Raw genomic sequence first — 22,774 nt, 5'->3', positions numbered from 1 at the left:
TGATTTATGATGAATTATAAAGCGTGACCTCTGTTTAATGCGTGACTGAATGATTACATTTCTGTCACCTGTAATAACGAACTGAATGCATTAAAAAAATGAATCATTAAAAATACTGCTTGAAAGAAAAACGGGTAAATTCAGAATAATGGCGGAAAAGTCACAAAGGCCGAATATAACAACACGATGAGGTACTTTGTTGAAGTAACCGGTAACACAGGGATTAAAACACGCTATCTGCACCTGAATAACATACTGATTAAAAACGACGCGCCGGGTGCGTCAGCTTCTACATCTCCTCGCGCAGCGCGGCATATTAGGCGAACGCAGAGGGATCGCCGCCGGTTTTGACCAAGCGAGGTTGAGATGACGTCATTTCAAAAAAAAGATCAAAGTGCGGCGCGCGCATCCAAATACTGCTGCTGTTTCATATGGCGGATCATTACGCGCCCTTCCGGCATAAATTCGGTACCGAAGCGTACTAAGCCGATCTCTTTCAGCTCGGCGTCAATCGCATAGCGCAGTTCACCTGGCATTTTTTGCTCCAGCAGAATCACATCAATACGCTTCAGGCGCGGCTCATATTTCAGCAGCACTTCGGAATGTATACACAGCAGCTGTTGCGCAGTGCCGGGCATGCCCTGCAAAATGCGCGTCATGTCTGGCAAACCATAATCGGGGATATGAGACAGTGAACCGGCACGGGTATTGAGGATGCGCTGCATGTTATCCAGTACCGACAGGATCACCTGGTCCTGCTCTTTGACGCGACCCAGCTCCAGCCCACCCGCAAAGCTGCTTTTCAGCAATTCATACAGCGACGGTTGATAGTTGAAATCACTCATGATTTGGGTACTTCAATCAGGCGCAGGCTGTGGCTGCTGAGTTCGATTACTCGCGCTTTATCGGGATCGAGTTGGTTGCGTTCCAGCACTACTCGCCAGTTGTTTTTGGTCATATCTGGTTGCTGGAACAGCGCCACCACCGCGACAAACTGCGCCTCTTTTTCCATCGGCATATTCAGGGAAACATCACCACCCGGCGTGAGCACCACATCACGATCGGCCATCAGTTCGGACTTGAGCACATTCGCCGCATCGCCGGTCAGTTGCTGATACACCGCGCCGTCAAAGGCTTTGCGTTCGCGTAGCTGGAACACACGCACCATCACCGGCTGCGACAGCGGATTGTGTTCGCGGCTGTCGCTGTTGAGGCTTTCACGCGCGGTAAAGTCCAGATGCAGGGTTTGAATCTGCTTATAGAAAATCGCATCAAATGTCGATGTGGTGCCGTTGCCGACTTTCTGCTGCAAACCGCAACCGCTGAGCAGCACAAACGCGCTGCACATCATAATTCTAATCAAAGTGGTAACTGACACGTCGTTGCTCCTCGCAGGGATTAGCCGGGCTCATGCCTGAATAGCAGCCCAGTTCGGTGGTAAAAGTTTTGGGGATATCATGGATTGCGCTATCCGCACCAAGTACGCCGGTCATGCCGAGCCAGAACGGCGCATCGCCGAGTTCCGGCGGGGCCAGCAACTGTGTCTCCAGACACAGCCGGATGCGCGCGCGATAGCGCCAGCCGAGATACACGCGCAGCATCACCAGAAAATCCTGATACAGCTGACTGTCCGGCAGCCAGCGCGTGGCTTCATCCGGGCAGGCGGTTTGTAGCTCAATCAGCAGTTGACTGTTGGCGTCCATCGCCTCATCGCCAAGCGGCGCATTGCCGTCCAGCACGAATTCGCAGCCCAGCGGGTTGCTGACCGGCACCGGCCGCAGGCAGTGCGGCTGCACGCTGACCGAGGTATTGGGCGCGAGCAAACGCACCAGCGCGCGAATACCTTCTTCGGTGCGCCCCGGCTGGCGCATCACGCCGAGCAGCGCCAGGAAACGCGACACCGGCGTGGCGACATGCTTACCGGTGCCGGGAATGCCAAGCCCAACCAGACCCAGCAGCGACTGCGACGTGGTATCGCCGCCGCCCGCCTCGAAAGTTGCCGGATAGGAGTATTTGCGCCAGATGCGGTAAAACTGCGTCAGGATGCGGTGGTTAAAAATATCGAGAAAGCCCTGTAGCACTTCATGTCCTTCATCGTGCTGGGTGATATCATCGATATAGCTGCCGGGCAGCGGCGAATCAACGCCGTATAAGCCGAGAAAGGTGGTACGCACCACTGGCGGCGCCTCGGCATCGGTTTCGCTGTACTCAAACGCCTTCAGCTCGCCCGCCGGGAATCCCATACCGGGATGCGGCAGCAGACGTACCGCATCATTTTCTGGCTTGCTGGTGCTGCCAAGCGGCGGCTTATCCTTATGCTGATGCTCTATCAGCTGACAGAACCGGTAAAAGTTTAGCCGCGTCAGCTCCTGCTCCAGGCGGGGCGTCAGCCGGAAACGCGGCGATTGTGCTTCTCTTCCCATACAAGGCGCTCTCCGGTCGGTTGCAGGATTAAAATCAGGCGGTTAAACAGGTGGATATCGGTGTACAGCGCGAAGAAGCGGCTGAGCATTTCGCCAAACAGACAGATATCGCCGCTGCCGGCAAAGCCGCTGCTGTCGAGGGTGATTTCAATCTGCACACCGCGTAGCAGATAGCCCTGCTCAAAACGTTCGGTCTCTTTGTGGCAGACGTGCTGGATAGCTTCCAGGCGGCGGCGGTTCATCTCGCTGTGTGTCCAGTCGTACAGTGCCAGCGTGCCGCGTAGCACCTCGGCGTTATCCATCATCCACAGGAAACTCGAGCCGAGATGGCTCAGCACTCGCCAGTGGAAGCGGTCGCGATTGGGCGGATAGCACGGCAGCGTCGGCGCGCACAGGTTGCGTACCTGAATCGCCACGTCGGTGCTGCTGACGGTGGTATCCAGCAGCGTGCTCTGCAACGCAAGGCGCGGCAACTGGCCGTTGGTACCGGTGACGCTCACCGACAGGCTTTCGTTTTCTGGCAGGCTGTGATTATCAAACGCCTCGCCGCCGAGGATCATCCAGGTTTCATGCAGCCCCGACGGCCCGCGACGCACGCGCGTGTGGAAGTAATACTCCGGCGCTTCATGACGCAGCATGCCGCCTTTGTGGCGAAAACTGCTGAACGGCACGTAAGGCTGATTTTTCGAGGAGACCACCGAATCCACCGAATAGATTTCGGTATGACCGTCCTGCATGCGCATCGGGCGCAGCAGGTATTCGGTTTGCAACCCGTTGATCATCAGTGGATCAGACTCCATCGCGAACAGGTTAATCACCGGCACGGCGTTGAGGCGCAGATGCTTTTCGCTGAACTGGAAATCATGCTCCCAGCGCTGCGCCAACACCACGTCGAGTTCAAACCACGGCAGCGACACGGGCAGCGCCACCTGCTCAAGCCCATGCAGGTTCACCGCCATAAACTTCTCGCGGAAGGTAAAGTATTCCAGCAGCAGCTGATAACCGCTGAAACTGCCTTCGTCGCCCGGCCACAACCGATCTTCCTGACTGAAGCCCTGCGCGCTGAAGTGCCCGTCAAAGCGGCGGCTGTCAGTTTCGCCTGGCAGACGCAGCGCCATGCTGGCAACGTTGAGCGTCAGCGCCTCGTGTAGCGCGCAGGCCAGCGGCGCATCGGCGTTGAGATACAGTGGAATGCACCTGACATCGATGCGGCTCCAGTCAGCCAGCGCACCAGCGTTAAAGCGCAGGCGGATCACCGAACGTCCGGCAGCATCAGTGGTTAACTTTGCCGATCCCAGCGCCAGCGGCAGCACCTGTACGTCGCGCGTGGTGGTGTAGCGACAACGAGTGGCTTTCTCGCCCACCGGACGCGATATCACTTCAAAGCCGCGCGCCAACCGCATCGGCTCCTTCATCTCGCGCCAGTCGGGCGTGAACTCCACCACCGACATAGACGGAATGGTGCGCAAATAGTGCGGCCACAGCAGGCTCACCAGCCCTTCGGTGAGTTCCGGCAGGTCATCGTCGAGTTTTTCTCGCAGCCGCCCAACCATAAAGGCAAAGCCTTCGAACAGGCGTTCAACGTAGGGATCGCGCGCACCGGCTTTGTCGAGATTGAGCATCGCTGCCTGCTCAGGGTGCGCGCGGGCGAATTCTTCGCCGGCTTCCTGCAGGTAGCGCATTTCAGCGTCGTAATAACGCAGGGTTAAATCGTCCATAATTGTATTATTTTTAAAGTACGTTGATTAATAATTTCAGAATTTAAAAATTATTCTGATGCGAGATTTAAGTGTTTATAACTGAAGATAGCCCTCCCTGGCCGAATCTGGACCTTATTTTTCTTAAGAATGATCGTAGTAACATAGATGCCCTTTTCTGGGATGATAATAAAATTTTATGTCCTAAATTTTAGGTTGGCTGTAGGTACCGCTCACCTAAATACCAGACAATAAAAATTAAATTATTATAATAAATTTATTCATAATTCAAGCCACCCAAGCTTATATAGATTGTTTATTTCTTGAAATGTACACTTATAAAAACCAGTGTAAAAACACTTGAAGTTGAGTCTAAAATTAAGGTATAAACCTTCTACTCATAAAACTCAGACATACAGAATACGTAATGACACTATTTATTTAAAGTTACATCATATATGAAAACAAACAATATTGAGGGCGTTCCTTAAATACCTTTAAAACTTAATACTCGATAACTACCTTGCTTTTTTCAACATATCGTTATCAACTAACTTTTACGAAACACTAAAAGCCATTCTCAGCATTCTATTTTTTACACCCTCACTTAAATACGTTATATTAACTTGGTAACTTATTAATAGCACAGAATGGATCACTATCAATAATTAGCGCTTACAATAAACCTCGCTTGTAGCATATTGGGTTGTCAAACCCGAGAACGCCCCTATTAGTTTGGCTGGGCATTCAATATAGCCTCTTGATTCAATCTCATTAATATAATAAACGCGAAACATAAGACCACTACTGATCACAAGAAGTAAACCAAACAACATGACCTTGCAAAAAAATTGAGTTAGTCTTTCATTCATTTTTTCCCCTTTGAATATTACTGGCAAACCTAATAAAAACAAGGGGGCAATAACAACAAAAGAAAACACAAAGCCAACTTGTATTGACGAATACTCAATTCTGTTGGGGTATGATAAGTATGTTTTAATGGAATCAACGCCAACATATACAAAAGCCAACATCAAAAAAAACATCAAAACATTCAAAAACAACAATACTGCACGGTCTTTAATTGTAAGAGATTTGTGTTTTAACATTTACATCCAATTCCTAATTCCAATTTCATCCAATTGATTTCTAATGTATCGTTTAATCTCTAATTCTAGAACTTCTCTTCCTCTTTTTAACATACCATCTGCATACATTGCACCAAGATCCAATAAGCCTTTATCTATTTCCCTGGCTTTAAGCACAAACTCTTGCTGTGCAGATTCAATATATAAAGTAATTTTGCTCGTTACCCCATATTTGTCATCGAGATAATTTAGTATCATTGCGGTTCCTAGTCCTGCAGCAACGACAACGACGATAGGCCCAATGACAAATGGTATAAACATATTCGCAGGTATGCCCACTCCGAAAACAACCGCAGATGATATTCCAACTTTAACGAAATCAGTTGCCAACGTACCAATGAATTTTGAGAGGGTAACTTCATCATTCAGAATAAAATCAATAGTATTCACTACTGAAACATAAACCAAACCTACAATTGCCCCGCTCTTTATGGAATTCTGCAAGCCATATTTGCCAATTCCAAACTTTATAATTTGAGGGTTTTTAAGTGAAAAAACAGGAGCGTTAAGTATTTTACGGATCCCTGGATACCCGGTTAATTTAATTAACTCGGTACCTTTGTGGTTAATGTATACGGAACACTTAATACCCATACTACCAAGCTGGCTGACAACTTTTGATGCACTAATAATGTCACCTATATTCGTCGCATATAGTTTTGCTACACCTCCAACCTTACTGGTTGTAATGTCTACCCATGTGTTTTTATAAAAATCCCAAGAAGAAATTATTTCAATACATTCGTCAAGCGTTAGAAGCATATAATCATGCCTATTGGCCTCTAACATTTCTCTCAATGCATTGTCTGGTAATCTGTAAGTATTTCTCAGAACTGGATAATCAGGCACAAATCCAGAAGGTGGTTTTTCGCCTGTTAAATAAGCTGGCAACGGCCGCGCTACAGGATTTGAAGCTGAAGATTTGCTAGCCGCGGCTGAACCTCTACTTGCTTTCTCATAAGTATCCTGCAACATCGAAGGAATAAACTTCGCCTTGCAAGGACAGGTGCTTTCGCTATCCAACGTGCCGGCCATGCGGCGGCCATGAATGGTGTCACTAACGATGCCACCCGCAATAAGAAAAGTGCCGGGATGTTTACCGCAAAGAACCCGATCTTTCTCCCGCGCTGCCGCTTTGCCAAATATTGTATGGTCAGTCGCACCTTCAATGATTCGACCACCGCAGGTGGTTTTGTCTCCCTGCACCAGATAAAAACCTGTTGCCATATTTCACTCCCTGAATGTTTGTTTTAACTCAGCCGCATAACGCGGCGGCACGGGTAGGGTCGATATTGATCAATCCTGATAACAGCGCGTCTATTTCCGGTTGCAAGCGCACTCTGCCACTTTCGCCCCGTACAGCTTTCACTCACAGCAGTTTGAGCCTGCGCGCACACACTTCGAACATTAAGTCTGGCGACCATTGCGGTAACGTCAGCCCATAAACCTGTACATTCAATTCGCCCGGCAAATGCAGCGCCATATCGTTGCGATCAAACTGTTCACACATGCGCCATTAACAGGCGCAATAACCATTAATCGCGAGCACTGCTGACACCTGGCCGCAGTTGCAGCCAGTAGCATCCACACCTTCTGCATCTGTTTTTTCCAGTACTTCAGTTTCCAGTGCCAACACATCGCTTTCAGACTGGCTGTTGTTAACCATCGTTGCTGGCTCATGATAAGACCCGCCGCCAGTGACACGCAAAGCGATCCAGTTGAGCGTAACGTCATCGGCAAACGGTGTGCCGTCGGCGAAGGTCAGCGTTTCCAGCCCCGGCAAACGTATCAACAGCGCATTGCGATCCTGCTGGATAATTGTTGCCAGGCAGCTTTCTTTATTACTGCGGGTCAGTGTGCTTCCCACTCGTACCATTGCAAATCGAGCCACAGATGATTAGTTGCCTGGCTGAACCGCGAATCCGTCAGCTCAATCAGTTCCAGCCCGCTTTGTTGCAGAGAGTTTATTGACCTCTTGAGGAATCAGCAAAAACTGGTCATCATCGGCGGGATCAGCTCCACAGGGTGTTTCTACCGCTATAGGTTGCAACCAGTTTGATCAGTGATTCAGGTGCTGCTGAGCATCCGCCCTCAGTGCAGAGACTTCGGCGCCACACGCGACGATTAATACCTCAATGCATGCCATTATTTCGTTCCATCCATGTCGGTGGTGATTTCTTCCATTGCCGCTTCACGTGGTGCCATTGATTGTGAGGCAGAAGCCACATCAACACTGAATATCTCTTCAGGCAGCGTAAAACCACGTAGCCGCAATAGCGCCAGTGGGCCATCGCGCATTTGCGTGCGCAACACCCAGGTCAGCGTACGTTTATCCGGCGTGGTGAAACTCAGTAACCAGCGGCTGCGTTCGAGACGTTTACGCTTCGCCTGTTCTAGCCAGCGGATAAAGCCCCAGGTTCCTGGATAGTCACCGTAAATCTGCGCACTATTTTTCACACCGGTCCAGGTCAGTAACGTACCCGGTTTCAGGCTGTCGCCCGGCCAGCGCATTGTCTGCCACGTAGCCATCTGGTTGAAATACCGCAACGGCTGACCATCAAGCATCAGTTGGGTTTCCACTACGTCTGGCGCAGCGCGTCCCTGCAGTTCAAAGCTAATGCCCTGCGTGCCGTCGGTGAACAAAATATCCGCCAGCTCACGCAACTGATTCACCGCTTTAAGGAAGGCCGGATTAAAGGTTAATCCCTGGCTGTGCGCGCTGTCCGGCACCCACCGACTGCCCTCTTTCTGCAATACGCCACCAAGGCGACTGCTGAGGAAACTATCGATACGGCCGGCATCGCGACGAATGAACTCCGCCAGCATTGGCAATGAGGCATCGCTGTTGCTGGCTGCAAACGGATAACGGCCATCAAACGCAGTGCGCCAGTTTTCCACAATGGAGCGCTGCCACTGCGCGTTCAGACTCACCGCCGACGGCTGCAGAATGGTTTCCCACGCCTGCGTCAGCGGCTGCACAAACATCGTCTGACCAAATCCACTCCACTCTTCGCCAAGGCTTGCCGCCATCAGGCTGCCGTACTGCTGAGTATCAGTGAGATCAACACTTTTGCCCTGAAACACCGTTTGCGCCAGCGTCTGCAGCATCTCCTGCGGGTCTGGTGCAGCCGCAACCTGTTGTAAGCGCAGACGCACGCGGGTGATGCGCGTCAGGAAGGTTTGCAGGCTCAGCGTGCTGTCAGCAGCCATCAGCTGCGCGCCGCTACTTTTACCCATCAACGCCAGCAGTGGGCCCAAAGTGGCATCCAGCGGGCCTTCCGGTCCGCTAACCCTCTGATCAATCGCCGGTTTCTCTTTCTGGCTAATGAGATCTTTTGCCGATTTAATCAGCGTATCTGACAGCGCTGCACGTTTCTGTCCGGTTTGTCCCTGCCACGCCAGCGTGTTCATCAGAGCAATTAGCGGCGACTGACGCACATCACTCATTAGCGTCAGTTGATCCGTCACATCAGCAATATTCTGTGCCGGATTGAGGCGAATGCCGTTGAGGAAGTTGAGCCAGCTAGCAGCAAAGTCGCTGAAATAACGCTGCGTCAGACGGGCCTTCAATGCTTCAGGTGAGATATCTTGCGGCACAGCATTGCGGTTGTCGCTGAGCACCCAGTCGATTTCATCGCGTCGGGTATTCGCCGCCTTCTCGATTTCCTGACGCACGCCATCTTCCCACGCCTGGCGCGTAAACACGCCGGGCACCCTGTCATCGCTGCTGAACAGCCGGCGCACATCGGTGCCTGGCGTCATGTCTTCCAGCGTCAGATCGGTATAATTGCGGCGCACATCGTGCAGGACGTTTTGATACAGTGTCATCTCGGCGTTGCGCTGACCGGTCTGCAGCAGCAGCACCTGACGCGCCTGGCTAAGCAGCGACACATCAGGTTTGATGCGCCAGCTCGACTGCAACGGCAATGACGCGGCATAGAATGCCCACAAATCCGGGGCCAGCGTCTGCCACAACGACGTCGAAATGCCTGGATATTCCGGCTGAACGGTCGCCATGGTCTGCGCATAAAACGCCGATTCGGCGCGCTCCGGCCGCGCCATCATCAGCCACGCCTTTAAGTGCTTATAACCCGGTTGCGCCAGCGTGATTCGCAGCGGGCTGGCAGCAGGCAAACCAGCCAGATAGGTTAATTTCTCTTCCAGCGCGATGCGCGCAGGTTCGTGGATCAGCTTTTGCGCAGACACGCCATACCACGGCAGAAGCGCAGCGTGCAGTTGATGCGTATGGTTAATGCCGAAGCGCTGATACCAGGGCACACCGTGCTCCAACCAGTGCTGCTGTTGCCCGAGATCGTTACGCAAACCGTGCAGCGCAATCAGCTGCGCATCATTTACTATGTTGGCGTTCACCAATATCTGAGCTTTATCCGCCGCGCTGACAATCTGTTGACGGTTGAACAGTGAAGACACCAGCATACCCGCGCCGCCGAGCAACATCAGGCCCATCAGTGACCAGGCCAGCGTTTGCTGCCACGGCATGCCGACCCGGCGGCCGCGCAACTGGGTGCAGTCATTCACAATTCCCTGCCAGCTGGCGGGGAGCGTCAGGGCATGCCGGTGCAGCGCATTTCCGGATGCTGCTGTTGCCGTGCTGCTTTCCGACAGGCTAAACATCAGGCCTCGCAGAAAAATGCGCTGCTGTGCAGCATGCAGCCATGGCGTCAGCAGGGTTTGCCAGCGCTCGTTGCCGCCCAGCTCCAGCCGTTTTCCGAGACGCAGCGCAAAATCACAGGACGGGTTCTGAGCAATCTGTGCAATGCCCAGCTCACGCAGCGGCAGCAGCAAACCGTTGAGCTGGGTGCCAATATCCTGCGGTTGCGCGCGCGGCGGAAATATCGCCCCAATCGCCTGTTCAGTTCGTCCGGCCTGTGACCAGTCGCTGCTGCATAGCTGCCACAGCCACACCGGCGGCTGCCAGCGCAGTAGTGTGCCGATGGTTTCAAACGCGCGCAGGTCATTATCGCTTTGCTGTGGCGTCAGTTCCTGCCCGCTCTCCAGCACGCGAATAATGCCGTCCAGCGGACGGCCACAGCGCAGTTTACGCAGCGCCGCGAATTTATCGGCATCAGGCTCCTCATTCAGGCTGCCACCGTCAATCAGCACAGTCCGCGAGCCTTCCAGCCACTGTTGTTCTTGTAAACCGGGGATCAGGGCGGCGCGGGCGGCATCATTACCGACGACCAGCAGCAGGCGGACTTTATAGCGCCAGAAAAGGCGATAGCGGGAGCGGAGGTATTTTTTGAGTTGCCTGATGCCAGTGATGTGAGGCGACTCTGATTTTATGGCGATATCAGTAACGCGGGCATTATCTCCATTCGGATAGTTTTTAATCTTCCTGTAAGACTGAGCACCAAAAAGCCGGGCGGTAATAAAAAACAGGATAATAAATAGCAGTAAACCACCAGTACATATCAGGGCGGTAATGAATAATCGCTCCTGCCAGAGCGAATCCTGAGATATACCTAATTGCGATGGATCATTTTTAATGATGAAGCAAAGTGCCACACCAACACACATCAGAATAAACAATATTAACCATAGCTGGAAATTTGAATTTTTCATTCCTTTGGTGATCTGCTGCACATTATCCTCCCTGAATATAAAAACTGACATTTTCGCGTCTGTAATAACATTTTATTTGCCAGGTTAGTAATTCCGCTGCCCCCCTGAAAATCAGGCAGGGTGAATAACTAACCACCACGGCAGACTACCTGTATTAGGCATGCTCATTACCAGCTGAGGGGAAGGCTTTTTGGCCGTATTTCCTGCCGCCAGTGCAATGGCTAGCCAGGGAGAAACCTGTCCCGTGAAGCCGCTTTTCATATCTATATCAATAAATGCCCCTTCAGCATTGATATGAGGGAATCTGAGATTGTTATTTGCCAGGAAGTTTTGTGCCTTATTTTCAATACCCAATCCTGCCAGCCACAAATGCGTTATATCTTCACGGCGGGTCGCTCCCCACTGCAGTGACTGCTCGACTGATTGATGCAATGTCACTATATCTTTTGTAAGCTCAGGCCTGTGAAGGCAGGCATATCCTTCCGGAGGATGATTACCTTTTTTATTACCCAATAACAATGCTACGCCGGCTTCTGCATCCCCCTCCTGCGGAGCCTGTAACAGCCTGACAGAGATAATTAATAATCCATCCAATGCTGGCCGCGTATCGAGTAGATTATCGATATCATCCAGTGAGAGGTGAGGTGCAAAATTCAAAGGTGATAATACTGGATATAATTTCTCAATCTTATTTTTTACCGTCAGCAACTCTTCTTCTGACAGTATTGAATCGGTATCAATCTGAATGATGGCGGGTAATTTATCTGCCACCTTACGTTTCGTTAGTGCCGTGTTAATTTTGGCTCCATCTAACAGAGAGATGAAAAGCATCACGATCCGCTCCAGAACAGGCTGCCCGGTGTTATTAAAACTTGCCTGGTGACATATGGCGCGCGTGCTTTCATCTACAACAACAGGTAACACAACCGCCTTTGGCAGCAGAAATTGCTCTGCAAGCGCCTCATATCCGACAACGTGCGGTAATCGTATACTAACCGCCTCAAGTGAGAAAAAACGTTGGCCACGGGAAATCTCCGCAGCCATATCTGCTTCCCTTTCGCTATCCCAGCCATCAGCCAGCCACTCGGAAACCAGCCATATCAGCCAGCGAAGGCTAAAAACAACTAACCATAGTATGAGCGGCGCACTTATCAGACAGTGCCAGAAAAGCGCACCGTTCGCTGCATGACCTGAGGGCCATAGTTTCAGGGCGATAAATCCCCAGCAAAGTAACAAAATCAGTAAAGCTACTGACCAGCGTTTCAGTGAAGGGCATTTCTTCCGTTTAACAACGGGAGGAATAGCGGAGAGATCTACCGGCATTATTTACTCGTGGTTGCATTCGTTAGTGAAGATATTAATGTGCAGCCACAACTGCACTTATAACCATCGAAAGCAACAGCGACACCATTATCCTTCATTGTCGGATGCCCCTGTGCAATATACGACGGGCTATGCCCCAGAATTGGGCAGCTTACGGGATCATTAATACGTGCCACGCCAATTGCCTGAAAAATCATTGTTTCAGAACCAGATTGCACCTGACCACCACCGGTTGTTTTATCGCCAATGCGAATAATCCCTTTCATTTTTAATTCCTGGGTTTTTATCTACATTATAATTAAAATGATTGATACCTGATAATTATCTGCATCAAGCATTTTTTCAGAAAGTACATTTCTTATCAAAGATAAAGGATTTGATAATTATTGTAACAAGCTTTAGACATTAAATTAATTTAGTCTATGCTGCACTCATGCTTCTCAGTTATCATTCATCTTCTGGCTGTTTACGAAACATGTCCCGCCAGGGATGTTTTGAATTGATCGAGGCATCAACTGCGTAGGGATCATTTTCCAATATTGCACATTGTTCTTCGATACTTTCCGGCCAGACAGGAATTTTGCTGGTGACCATTGCGATATAGCGCGGAATACTGAGGATAAAACTTAGCGTAAATATAAACGGAAATAGGAATATCGGCATACCATTAAATGCTGATATTACGTAGATTAGGCCGAAATGATACCCCTCGCGCTTCCCATCTATCGGCAGACAATCTTTTACTGCATGCACTACTGACTCAGGACCATCCTCCATATAGCGGCGCACAAATTCCCAATGGCACTCCAGTGCCTTTCGGTCTGGGCTTGTTACCGGCAGGCAGAAAGTATCTATAATTATGTCGCTATCATTCGCCATAATATGGCCACTGATATAGTAACTTTTATTAAAACCTTTCCGATGACTAAGTCCAGAAGTAAAGTAAACCTTATCCCAAGGGACACTTCGAGCGGTGCCATCCAGCCTAATAAAATGTACCATTCGATTTCTCCTGTCAAAGCGAATGGGATAATGCGTCCAGGCAAACCATTCGGTTTTCAGCAATTTAATCATGAAAAAAAACGTACCCAAACATGGGATGAGAAGGAGTAAATAAGGCAGTGCAAAAATAACATTACTCCATCCATAATCAAATATAACTGAATATAATACAGCAATAAAAACCAGAATACTCACAACTACAGCAGGAAAGCATACTAATCCTGCAAATCCCTTCGGCGAATAGTACTTATCCACCAACTCGAGATAATTAGACCCCATCGATATTATCTTGGAGTCAGACGTAATAGAACTAGAGGCAATATCGGTTCGATCAGATTGATTGAGTTTGTGTTTTTTTTCGTCTGCATTAAGCTGGCGATTATATTTAAATTTAGGGAACATTCCGTAATAGTCCATTTCGCTCTCCGGTACCCAGAGCCAGTTTTAGCTCATTCATTTCCATTACCATACTCGGCCATATAGGAAGGTCTGATTCTTCACGCTTTTGAAAAATCTCTTGAGATTCCTTTGTTTGATTTTCGTTTGTAGGTATCTTGCGCCACAAACATTGTATTAACCACTTTTGAATTTTATCCCGATCATTCAAAGCGAGATAGATTGCGGTACCTATCAAGATTGCAAAAGCAATAATGGTACCAATAGTGGGTATCACCCATAAAAAAGTAGCAATCAACCAAAGATCAGAAAACCCTGATAAAGCATAAGCTGTAGCTAAGCCAATATGCCCTTTGCTAAATTCATCATAAGAATGATAAAAATCATAACCTGCGGCAACCGCTCCTGCGTAAACCCCCAGTAACCGCCCCCCAATGCCAAAGATCCACTTTTGAACTATAGACGAGTGCAATCCCCGAAATCTGGACGAAGCACTGGCAAACAACGCGGCGACCTGTAGCACAGAGGAAAACACTGCGATGGCAAACGGCATTGCATCTCCCACCTGACTGACGCCACGCCTGACAGCGCCCTGCCACTGGCTGAACTGCTGCGCTTCAACGTCGGCTGAAAGTCGCAACAGCTTGGCCAGATAGGAATGAACACAATGTGTAAATAAGAATTGTACTGCCAGGACTACTCTCGTTCACCTCGCACGCATACTTCTCAGTTAGCACTCATCTTCTGGCTGTTTACGAAATATGTCCCGCCAGGGATGTTTTGAATTGATCGAGGCATCAACTGCGTAGGGATCATTTTCCAATACTGCACATTGTTCTTCGATACTTTCCGGCCAGACAGGAATTTTGCTGGTGACCATTGCGATATAGCGCGGAATACTGTAAATAAAGCTTAGCGTAAATATTAGAGGAAAAAGAATAATCGGTGCGCCAGTAAACGCTACCATTAAATAAATTAACCCAAACTGGTATCCTTCTCGCTTACCGGCTATCGGCAGGCAATCTTTTACTGCATGCACAACAGACTCAGGGCCTTCCTCCATATAACGGCGTATAAATTCCCAGTGCCCTTCCAGCCCCTCACGATCTGGACCTGTCGCCGGCAGGCAGAATGTGTCGATTACTGTCTCGTTATCGTCCGCCAGAACATGACCACTGATATAGTAATCTTTATTAAATTCTTTTCGATGGTTGAGGCCGGAAGTAAAAAATATTTTATCCCAAGGTACACTGCAGATGGTACCATCTGTCCGAAAAAAATGCACCATTCTATTATTTCTATCGAAACGTATTGGATAATGCGTCCAAGCAAACAGCTCTGTTCTTAGGATTTTTAATGTGAAAAAAATTGCACCTAAAAATGGAATAAGAAGAAGCAAAAAAGGATATGAAATACCAATACCACTCCACCCATAATCAAATACAATTGTATAAACAGTAGATAGAGACGCAAATAAAAACATAGAGAATAAAGAAATACCAATTAAAGCTGAAACTCCTTTAGAAGAATAAAATTTATCTACAATCTCCAGATAGCGTGAATTCATGCTTATTACTTTAGCATCTGATATCAATCTATTACCTTCGAGTTCGATTTTATTGAGTTGTTTAAGATTATAATTTTTTTCATCGTCATTAAGTTTTCGATTGAGTTTAAATTTTGGGAAGAGCCCATAACAATCCATATTAATCTCCGGCACCTATAGCTAACTTTAACTCATTCATTTCTATATCCATATCTGGCCAGATCGGGAGGTCCGCAGCCTCCCGTTTTTGGTAAAGTTTCTTATTTTCTTCAGTAGCACCTTCCTTCGCAGGAATTCGACGCCAAAGGCATTGAATTAACCATTTTTGAATTTTATCTCTGCTATTGATCGCTAGATAAATTGCTGTACCTATCAGAAATATTACTGCAATGATGGTCCCCAAAACAGGCAGTGAATTGAACCATAGTGCTGCAATAAGCCACGATCCTGATAGTGCTGACAGGCCATAAGCGATAGCAAGGCCGATATGTCCTTTATTCCTTTCATCGACCATATGATAAATATCATAACCAACGGCAACAATTCCTGCGCCAACCCCCAGTAACCTCCCTCCGATACCAAATATCAACTTTTGAACCATGGGCGCACGTAATAACCGAAATCTGGACGAAGCACTGGCAAACAGATTGAACTGCTTAATCCCGGTTTCCACAATGCCGAGGCTGGCACTTGTCAGGCCTACCACTCCGGCCCAGAACTTGGCATGTGCTTCACTCTGGTCGGCCGTCAGTGTTTTCTTATTTTTTAAATCAGCAGTAGTCCACAGCGCGGCGACCTGTAGCACAGCGGAAAACACTCCGATGGCAAACGGCATTGCATCTCCCACCCGGCTGACGCCACGCCTGACCGCGCCCTGCCACTGGCTGAACTGCTGCGCTTCAACGTCGGCTGAAAGTCGCAACAGCTTGGCCAGTTCGGCGGCGCGCTCTTTTGGCGGCAGCGCCTGCAGCGCGTGAACTTTGTTGATATCGACCATGACCAGGAAGCGTTTAACCTCCACACCCTCCATCGGCAACCCGCTGACTCTCAGCCGTCTTAGCTCCTGGCGTACGTGGTGCCGCAGCTTGTCGCTGTTCGACCTGCCGGCCAGCCCGCTTTCTTTTGCCAGTTGCGCAACCACTTCAGTAACAAAATGCTTGTAGGTACCGGTTTTTTCCAGCGTGACATACGCTTTGTTGGTCAACACGCCCATTGCCACCAGGCAGGCAAACACCTGTTTCGATTCCATCGAGTGAATAACTAATCGGGTCACCACTCCTGAAAGCATACCCACCGCCGTCGAAACCGCACCGAGCGCGCCCTCTCTGTAGTTAGCAAGTCCGATGTTAAAGGCGTCCGCCGCCCCACTCCAGGGGATGGTTACCCAATCGGAAAATCCTTCAACGGATTTCGTTAATTTTTCAGCTAAAACATCCTGATTCAGCACCAGCGTGCGGGCCAAAATATTGTTAGGGTCGGTGGGTAGGCCTGACAATAAATCAGTGAAATGACGAATAACGCCCGTTTTATCCTGCATACCTGTAATGCAATAATTGATGGTCTGCACGTACGCTATGCCACTGCTCAGCTCTGCGGTATCAAAGTTGTGCCTGAAGTATTTCAGCAACCCTTCGCTTTTAATCCATTCGAGATACATTCCGGTACGTAGGCTGACGATACGCTCATTGTATTGCACCAGTGCCTGGCTGAACTTCTGCTGGAAGGCCGCCATTTTATCCGGCTCGTAATACTGTTCATATTCGGCCCATTTTTTAGCTACCGTACTGTTCATATTCCTGTCGGCAAGCGGCGTATACATATTATCCGGCAGGTCGCTGTTGGCACTGTAGCCGAAGGGACCGTGTAGCACCACACGCTCTTCACTCTCGCTTTTCTCGATATAATCACGTTCAAACTGACGCATCATCGCCTCTTTCAGGCCGCTAATTGCCGAAGCCAGTGCCAATTCGCGTTTATAAAGCGGATTGTTGTAGACCTGATCCTGTAAATCATAATCAATCAGTGCAGACAACTCCTGGAGAATCGCCGGGGGATCCTGTAGCAGCAGGATCGCGCCTTTACCTGCATATAGTGAATCGGCCGCCAGTCGGATATTTTCTCCTGCTATTGGGGTGGCATTTTTCCATGGTGATGGGCACCACTTTTTAATCTTACAACTTCCAGCTTTAGCACTGTACTCCGCCACAATGTCGCTTAATCCGGAAATCGGCAGCGCCTGCTCCGCCTTACCGCTGGTCACCCACGCATCCATATCAAAACGCTGCATATACTGGCTGCGATAAGCGGCATCCTCATGCTGTTTACGCACCGCGTCCGTCCACGCCACCTCAGACCAGCTAAACCAGAACAAACCGTTTTTCATCCCAAGCGGCTTCACCGGCAGCGTCACCAGCGACGCTGCCGCCAGTTCTGTGGGTTCGCTGATGCACGGTTTCACCTTGCCGCTGACAATATCCGGCGGCACATCACCATGCTCGGGGAGTGGGTAGTAATAGCCGTCGGCAGTGGCGAAATAACTTTTCCAGTACTGGCCAGATTCAGCCCAGATATACAGGAATCCTTCGCGCAGCAGTCGCGCGGTCCATGCGGTTTCCCCCTGGGCCGCAAGCGGTGGCGTCAGGGTGGAGGGCAGTTGAGGTAACACGTCATCCTGTGACATCACCGCCGGGCGCACGGGCAACAGAGGCAGACCGTGGCGGGTACAAAACTTACAGCCTTTTTTCGTGTTCATTTCAGAAGATGCTCCCTGCATTATTATTCTGATTTCCTGTCATATCGCTAAAAACTGAGGTTTATTCCTCTCGCTGATTTTTCGCGGCCTGAACTTTCGCGCGCAGCCGTTCTACCGCATTCATCTGGCGATCATATAGCGCGTTATATTCATCCAACGGTTGGTTAGCCAGCACGTAACGCCAGATATGTCGGGGATTATTTGCCGCACTGACGTTTATCGGGTCATTCGCGTCCACGACACAGTCCGCTTCCACTTCTTCAGACCAGCGCGGGATTTTACAGGTACGCATAACGACAAAGCGCGTGATACTGCCCAGCAGGTGCAGCGGGAACATTAGTGCTGTGATGAACCACATGATGCGTGACTCTATGCGCATCATATATTGCAGGCCAAACAGGTAATTCTCTCTTTTCTCCGCCACCGGTGGGCACAGCACGATAATGTCCGCTAAGTCTTCCAGACAGTCATCTACTTCCATATAGCTACGCACGAACGCCCAGTTTTTTACCAGCTTGCGGCGTGTGCTGGAGAACCCCAGGCTGAAGGTATCGATAACCGTTTTGCCATCGTCGGCAAGAATATGACCGTCAATGCTCCATTCCGGCATTGAGCCATAACCTGCACGGCCACGGGTAAAGAACACATCATTCCATGGAACCGACAGGATAGTGCCGTCCACCTTAAATACGTGCACCATTTGCGTTTTGCGGTTTAAGCGTACCGGGTAGTGGGTCCAGGTGAAAAAGGATTTGCGTAAAAAACCATATAGCCAGACTGATATTGCTGAAAAGGCTGTAATTATAAATAAGCATGTAAACACCCTTGCCAATGCATCTTCTGTATTACTTGGATTAAAGAAAAGTATATAAAAAAAACCAATCACGGATAAAGAAAACACAGAAAACATTATCACAGTAAAAAACTCAAGCATTCCTCTATCGCTGTAGTATTTATCTACTAATTCCAAATAGGTTGAATTCATCTTAATCACGACCGTATCATCCAGTGCTACTGCACCCGATGATGCCATACCTGAAAAATCCTGACGCAACTGATATTTGATATCTTCTTCATTGAGAGGCCGATTGAGCTTGAATGGATTATAAAGACCGGTGTAATTCATCTGTTATGTTCCTGATTCCAATGCTTTGCCAAATGCGTCAATTTCAATCGCACTGGTTGGCCATATTTCTGGCATATTCAGAAGATGCTCCCTGAGTTGTTACTCCGCACTCCGGTCATTTCCTGTCAGCGGGAGATTACTCCGCTCGCTGATTTTTCGCGGCCTGAACTTTCGCGCGCAGCCGTTCTACCGCATTTATCTGGCGATCATATAGCGCGTTATATTCATCCAACGGTTGGTTAGCCAGCATGTAACGCCAGATATGTCGGGGATTATTTGCCGCACTGACGTTTATCGGGTCATTCGCGTCCACGACACAGTCCGCTTCCACTTCTTCAGACCAGCGCGGGATTTTACAGGTACGCATAACGACAAAGCGCGTGATACTGCCCAGCAGGTGCAGCGGGAACATTAGTGCTGTGATGAACCACATGATGCGTGACTCTATGCGCATCATATATTGCAGGCCAAACAGGTAATTCTCTCTTTTCTCCGCCACCGGTGGGCACAGTACGATAATGTCCGCTAAGTCTTCCAGACAGTCATCTACTTCCATATAGCTACGCACGAACGCCCAGTTTTTTACCAGCTCGCGGCGTGTGCTGGAAAACCCCAGGCTGAAGGTATCGATAACCGTTTTGCCATCGTCGGCAAGAATATGACCGTCAATGCTCCATTCCGGCATTGAGCCATAACCTGCACGGCCACGGGTAAAGAACACATCATTCCATGGAACCGACAGGATAGTGCCGCCCACCTTAAATATGTGCACCATTTGCGTTTTGCGGTTTAAGCGCACCGGGTAGTGGGTCCAGGTGAAAAAGGATTTGCGTAAGAAACCTAAGAACCATCTAGCCATTATTAATGGTAAAATTATTGCAATAATAAGTAAAAATAACTCAATTAAATCATCTGGCCGAGACATTGGATTAGAAAATAGTAAACAAATCACAGAAACTGGAGTCAGGAAAAAGGAAGAGAACATAACAATTGTAAAAAACTCAAACATCCCTCTATTACTGTAATATTTATCTACTAATTCCAAATAGGTTGAATTCATCTTAATTACGACCGTATCATCCAGTGCTACTGCACCCGACGCTCCCAAGCCTGAAAAATCCTGACGCAACTGATATTTGATATCGTCATCACTTAAAGGTCGATTAAGCTTAAAGGGATTATATAGACCAGTATAATTCATCTTCTATATTCCTGATTCTAACGCTTTACCAAATGCCTCAATTTCAATCGAGCTGGTTGGCCATATTTCTGGTATATCACTCTCTCCCATGGGTACATTGCGCCACAAACAGCTCATCAGCCAGCGTTGAATTTCATTTTTAATGTTGAGTGAAAGATATATTGCAGATCCTAGGATCAGTGCAACAGCAATAACAATCAAAATTGGCGAAAGTGCCACACTGAAAATAGCACCATAGGTTAAGATACCGCCACCGGCAGCAGAGAATAAGTAAGCAACTCCGATTTTTATATGACCTTTCTTAATTTCAGAGTAGGAGTTTGCCAGATCAAACACCACACCAATAATTCCAGCGGCTCCCCCCAACCATTTAACACTCCTAATCATAGTCATCATATTTCGCTCAACGCGTCCTCCCATCGCCACCCTGATCTGTGCCCGCCATCTGATTTCCTTGAAGTTCGTCAGCACGCGCTCAATCGAATCAGCCACCGAGCCTGCCGCCATCAGTATATTTCCGGCAAAACGCGAGGTACTTTCCACGGTAAATGCTTTCGGCAGGCCGGCATGATTGAGAGCAAATATCTGAAAGGCCCCTGATATCACGCTTCCGGCCAGCGGGATAGCTTTCATCGTCGATGCGGAAAGGGAGGACGGTGAAGTGGCTTTCAGCCGTGCCAGCCGGCTTCGGAAGGTATTGGGGAAGATTGTGGCTTTCACTTCTTCAACCGAACGCAGCGTCTTTGCCACTGCGGGTGCAGCTTTGATACCTGCGGCTTTGGCCGTCGCCACTGCATCCAGATCCACCAGTGTCGCAAAGCTGCTGGTCTGCATTCCGCTCATTTTCATATTCATTGCTTCAATATGGCGAACTTCAATATCGACATAGTGACGTAGTTGATCGATACTCGCCCGGCCGCTGATGCCAAATATCTCAGCCAACTCGCCCACCACCGCCGTGACAAAATGCTTACGTTCCGCGGTCAGCGTGATGACATGCACCCGCTTATTTGCCACCACCGCAAAGGAGACCAGTGCATCCACAGGTTTGGAATTAATAGCCTTTTCAGTCAGGGAATACACGGCAGCACTCAACGCATTCTGGTATTTCTCTAGCACCAACTGAGCTGCACCGATTTTCTGGTCAAAAATATCCTTAAAGCCATCGGCAGGCCTGTCCCAGGGAAGAGCGTTAATATCAATAGAGGCTTGTGTCGTGGTATTCACCTGCTCTGCATAAGCATCATTGTTAAATACCGCCGCTCGTGCCAGAACATTGCTTTTATCAGTACATACTCCGGCAATTTTTAGCTGAAAGTATTTTGAGACAAGTAGCTTATCCTGAGAACCATTAATACAATCGGTGACTGACTGTACATAACCAATTCCGCTGGCCGGGTCGGTGGTATCAAAGTTATGAAGGAAATAGTCACCCAGAATGCAGCCATCCATGCATTCTATGTACATATGTATCATCGGCACAATAATGTTTTCGTCGTATTGCTTTAACGCGGCATTAAACGCATCCGTGAACGCATTTTCTTTGGCCTTGTCATAATATTTGCCATATTCAGCCTCCCATTTTTTTTCAATTTTCTGGCTGAGCTGCTGAATATTTCTCATGCGCAGCCTCTCCTCCATGGCCGAAGAGCCGTGTATAAAAACACCATTGGCTTTGAACGACCCCACTCCGGCATTAATTTCTTCCACCTGGTTGTTAAAAACGATACTCCTCTCATACTGAGCGCAGATACTCTCTTTTAGTCCCTGAACGGCGGCACTCAGTGCAAGCTCTCGTGTGTAGCGTGGATTTTGGTAGAGATTTTGATTGATACGGTAGTTTGCCAGCCAGGATATATCCTGAGCGACGGCAACCGGATCCTGTAACAGGATGATGGCACCTTTGCCCGTATACAACGTCTCGGCTGCCCGTTGCAGATGGCCGCTTTCTCCCGTCCTGACGGTTTTCCACGGCGCGCGGGACCATTGCGGCAGATCACTGCGCTGCGCTTTACTGCTGTACTCCGCCACAATGTCGCTTAATCCGGAAATCGGCAGCGCCTGCTCCGCCTTACCGCTGGTCACCCACGCATCCATATCAAAACGCTGCATATACTGGCTGCGATAAGCGGCATCCTCATGCTGTTTACGTACCGCGTCCGTCCACGCCACCTCAGACCAGCTAAACCAGAACAAACCGTTTTTCATCCCAAGCGGCTTCACCGGCAGCGTCACCAACGATGCTGCCGCCAGTTCTGTGGGTTCGCTGATACACGGTTTCACCTTGCCGCTGGCAATATCCGGCGGCACATCACCATGCTCGGGGAGTGGGTAGTAATAGCCGTCGGCAGTGGCGAAATAACTTTTCCAGTACTGGCCAGATTCAGCCCATATATACAGGAATCCTTCGCGCAGTAGTCGCGCGGTCCATGCGGTTTCCCCCTGGGCCGCAAGTGGTGGCGTCAGGGTGGAGGGCAGTTGAGGTAACACATCATCCTGTGACATCACCGCCGGGCGCACGGGCAACAGAGGCAGACCGTGGCGAGTACAAAACTTACAGCTTTTTTTCGTGCTCAT

Annotated in this window: 17 protein-coding genes; all 17 read right to left on the bottom strand. The window is 49.1% G+C overall.

The genetic code is table 11. From position 1 onward, the window contains the following. Positions 1-389: 389 nt before the first annotated feature. The 17 genes from tssE to GW590_RS07050 all read right to left on the bottom strand — a co-directional run bounded on the left by tssE (position 390) and on the right by GW590_RS07050 (position 22,774). A complete protein-coding gene (gene tssE / locus GW590_RS07130) occupies positions 390-845 on the bottom strand; it encodes a type VI secretion system baseplate subunit TssE (protein WP_169402319.1) in 456 nt (151 codons plus the stop codon). Further along, a complete protein-coding gene (gene tssJ / locus GW590_RS07125; RefSeq protein ID WP_328803053.1) occupies positions 842-1,378 on the bottom strand; it encodes a type VI secretion system lipoprotein TssJ in 537 nt (178 codons plus the stop codon). The genes tssE and tssJ overlap by 4 nt, the downstream gene beginning before the upstream one ends. After that, positions 1,356-2,423 carry a type VI secretion system baseplate subunit TssG gene (gene tssG / locus GW590_RS07120; RefSeq protein WP_169402318.1) on the bottom strand — a complete coding sequence of 356 codons (1,068 nt, stop codon included), beginning with the start codon at positions 2,421-2,423 and terminating at the stop codon, positions 1,356-1,358. Before tssG ends, tssJ begins: the two co-directional genes overlap by 23 nt. After that, on the bottom strand, positions 2,387-4,141 hold the full coding sequence (gene tssF / locus GW590_RS07115; RefSeq protein WP_169402317.1) for a type VI secretion system baseplate subunit TssF: 1,755 nt from the start codon (positions 4,139-4,141) through the stop codon (positions 2,387-2,389). The genes tssG and tssF overlap by 37 nt, the downstream gene beginning before the upstream one ends. 647 nt (positions 4,142-4,788) lie before the next feature. Beyond that, positions 4,789-5,229 (bottom strand): hypothetical protein, encoded by a 441-nt coding sequence (locus tag GW590_RS07110; protein ID WP_169402316.1) that lies wholly within the window; start codon positions 5,227-5,229, stop codon positions 4,789-4,791. Further along, positions 5,230-6,495: a PAAR domain-containing protein gene (locus GW590_RS07105; protein ID WP_169402315.1), complete on the bottom strand. Its 1,266-nt coding sequence runs from the start codon at positions 6,493-6,495 to the stop codon at positions 5,230-5,232. It lies immediately after the preceding gene. 289 nt (positions 6,496-6,784) lie between these two features. Next, entirely contained in the window at positions 6,785-7,159 is a 375-nt protein-coding gene (locus tag GW590_RS07100; protein WP_169402314.1) for a type VI secretion system domain-containing protein, read from the bottom strand. A 254-nt stretch (positions 7,160-7,413) separates the two neighbouring features. Next, entirely contained in the window at positions 7,414-10,851 is a 3,438-nt protein-coding gene (locus GW590_RS07095) for an ImcF-related family protein (protein WP_169402522.1), read from the bottom strand. A gap of 111 nt (positions 10,852-10,962) precedes the next feature. Next, positions 10,963-12,174 (bottom strand): hypothetical protein, encoded by a 1,212-nt coding sequence (locus GW590_RS07090; protein WP_169402313.1) that lies wholly within the window; start codon positions 12,172-12,174, stop codon positions 10,963-10,965. After that, positions 12,174-12,440: a PAAR domain-containing protein gene (locus GW590_RS07085; protein ID WP_169402312.1), complete on the bottom strand. Its 267-nt coding sequence runs from the start codon at positions 12,438-12,440 to the stop codon at positions 12,174-12,176. The genes GW590_RS07090 and GW590_RS07085 overlap by 1 nt, the downstream gene beginning before the upstream one ends. Before the next feature lie 181 nt (positions 12,441-12,621). Next, on the bottom strand, positions 12,622-13,593 hold the full coding sequence (locus tag GW590_RS07080; RefSeq protein ID WP_169402311.1) for a DUF6708 domain-containing protein: 972 nt from the start codon (positions 13,591-13,593) through the stop codon (positions 12,622-12,624). After that, positions 13,568-14,212, bottom strand: coding sequence for a hypothetical protein (locus GW590_RS07075; RefSeq protein ID WP_169402310.1), 645 nt, complete (start codon positions 14,210-14,212; stop codon positions 13,568-13,570). Before GW590_RS07075 ends, GW590_RS07080 begins: the two co-directional genes overlap by 26 nt. Positions 14,213-14,302: 90 nt before the next feature. Continuing rightward, positions 14,303-15,277: a DUF6708 domain-containing protein gene (locus GW590_RS07070; protein WP_169402309.1), complete on the bottom strand. Its 975-nt coding sequence runs from the start codon at positions 15,275-15,277 to the stop codon at positions 14,303-14,305. Between the two features lies 1 nt (position 15,278). After that, entirely contained in the window at positions 15,279-17,870 is a 2,592-nt protein-coding gene (locus GW590_RS07065; RefSeq protein ID WP_169402308.1) for a T6SS effector BTH_I2691 family protein, read from the bottom strand. 61 nt (positions 17,871-17,931) lie between these two features. Further along, entirely contained in the window at positions 17,932-18,996 is a 1,065-nt protein-coding gene (locus tag GW590_RS07060; RefSeq protein WP_169402307.1) for a DUF6708 domain-containing protein, read from the bottom strand. 136 nt (positions 18,997-19,132) lie between these two features. Then, positions 19,133-20,197: a DUF6708 domain-containing protein gene (locus tag GW590_RS07055; RefSeq protein WP_169402306.1), complete on the bottom strand. Its 1,065-nt coding sequence runs from the start codon at positions 20,195-20,197 to the stop codon at positions 19,133-19,135. 3 nt (positions 20,198-20,200) lie between these two features. After that, a complete protein-coding gene (locus GW590_RS07050; protein ID WP_169402305.1) occupies positions 20,201-22,774 on the bottom strand; it encodes a T6SS effector BTH_I2691 family protein in 2,574 nt (857 codons plus the stop codon).

Source organism: Rouxiella aceris (assembly GCF_012933545.1).
GTDB classification, from domain to species: Bacteria; Pseudomonadota; Gammaproteobacteria; order Enterobacterales; family Enterobacteriaceae; genus Rouxiella; species Rouxiella aceris.
This window is presented reverse-complemented; position numbering and strand designations above follow the sequence as displayed.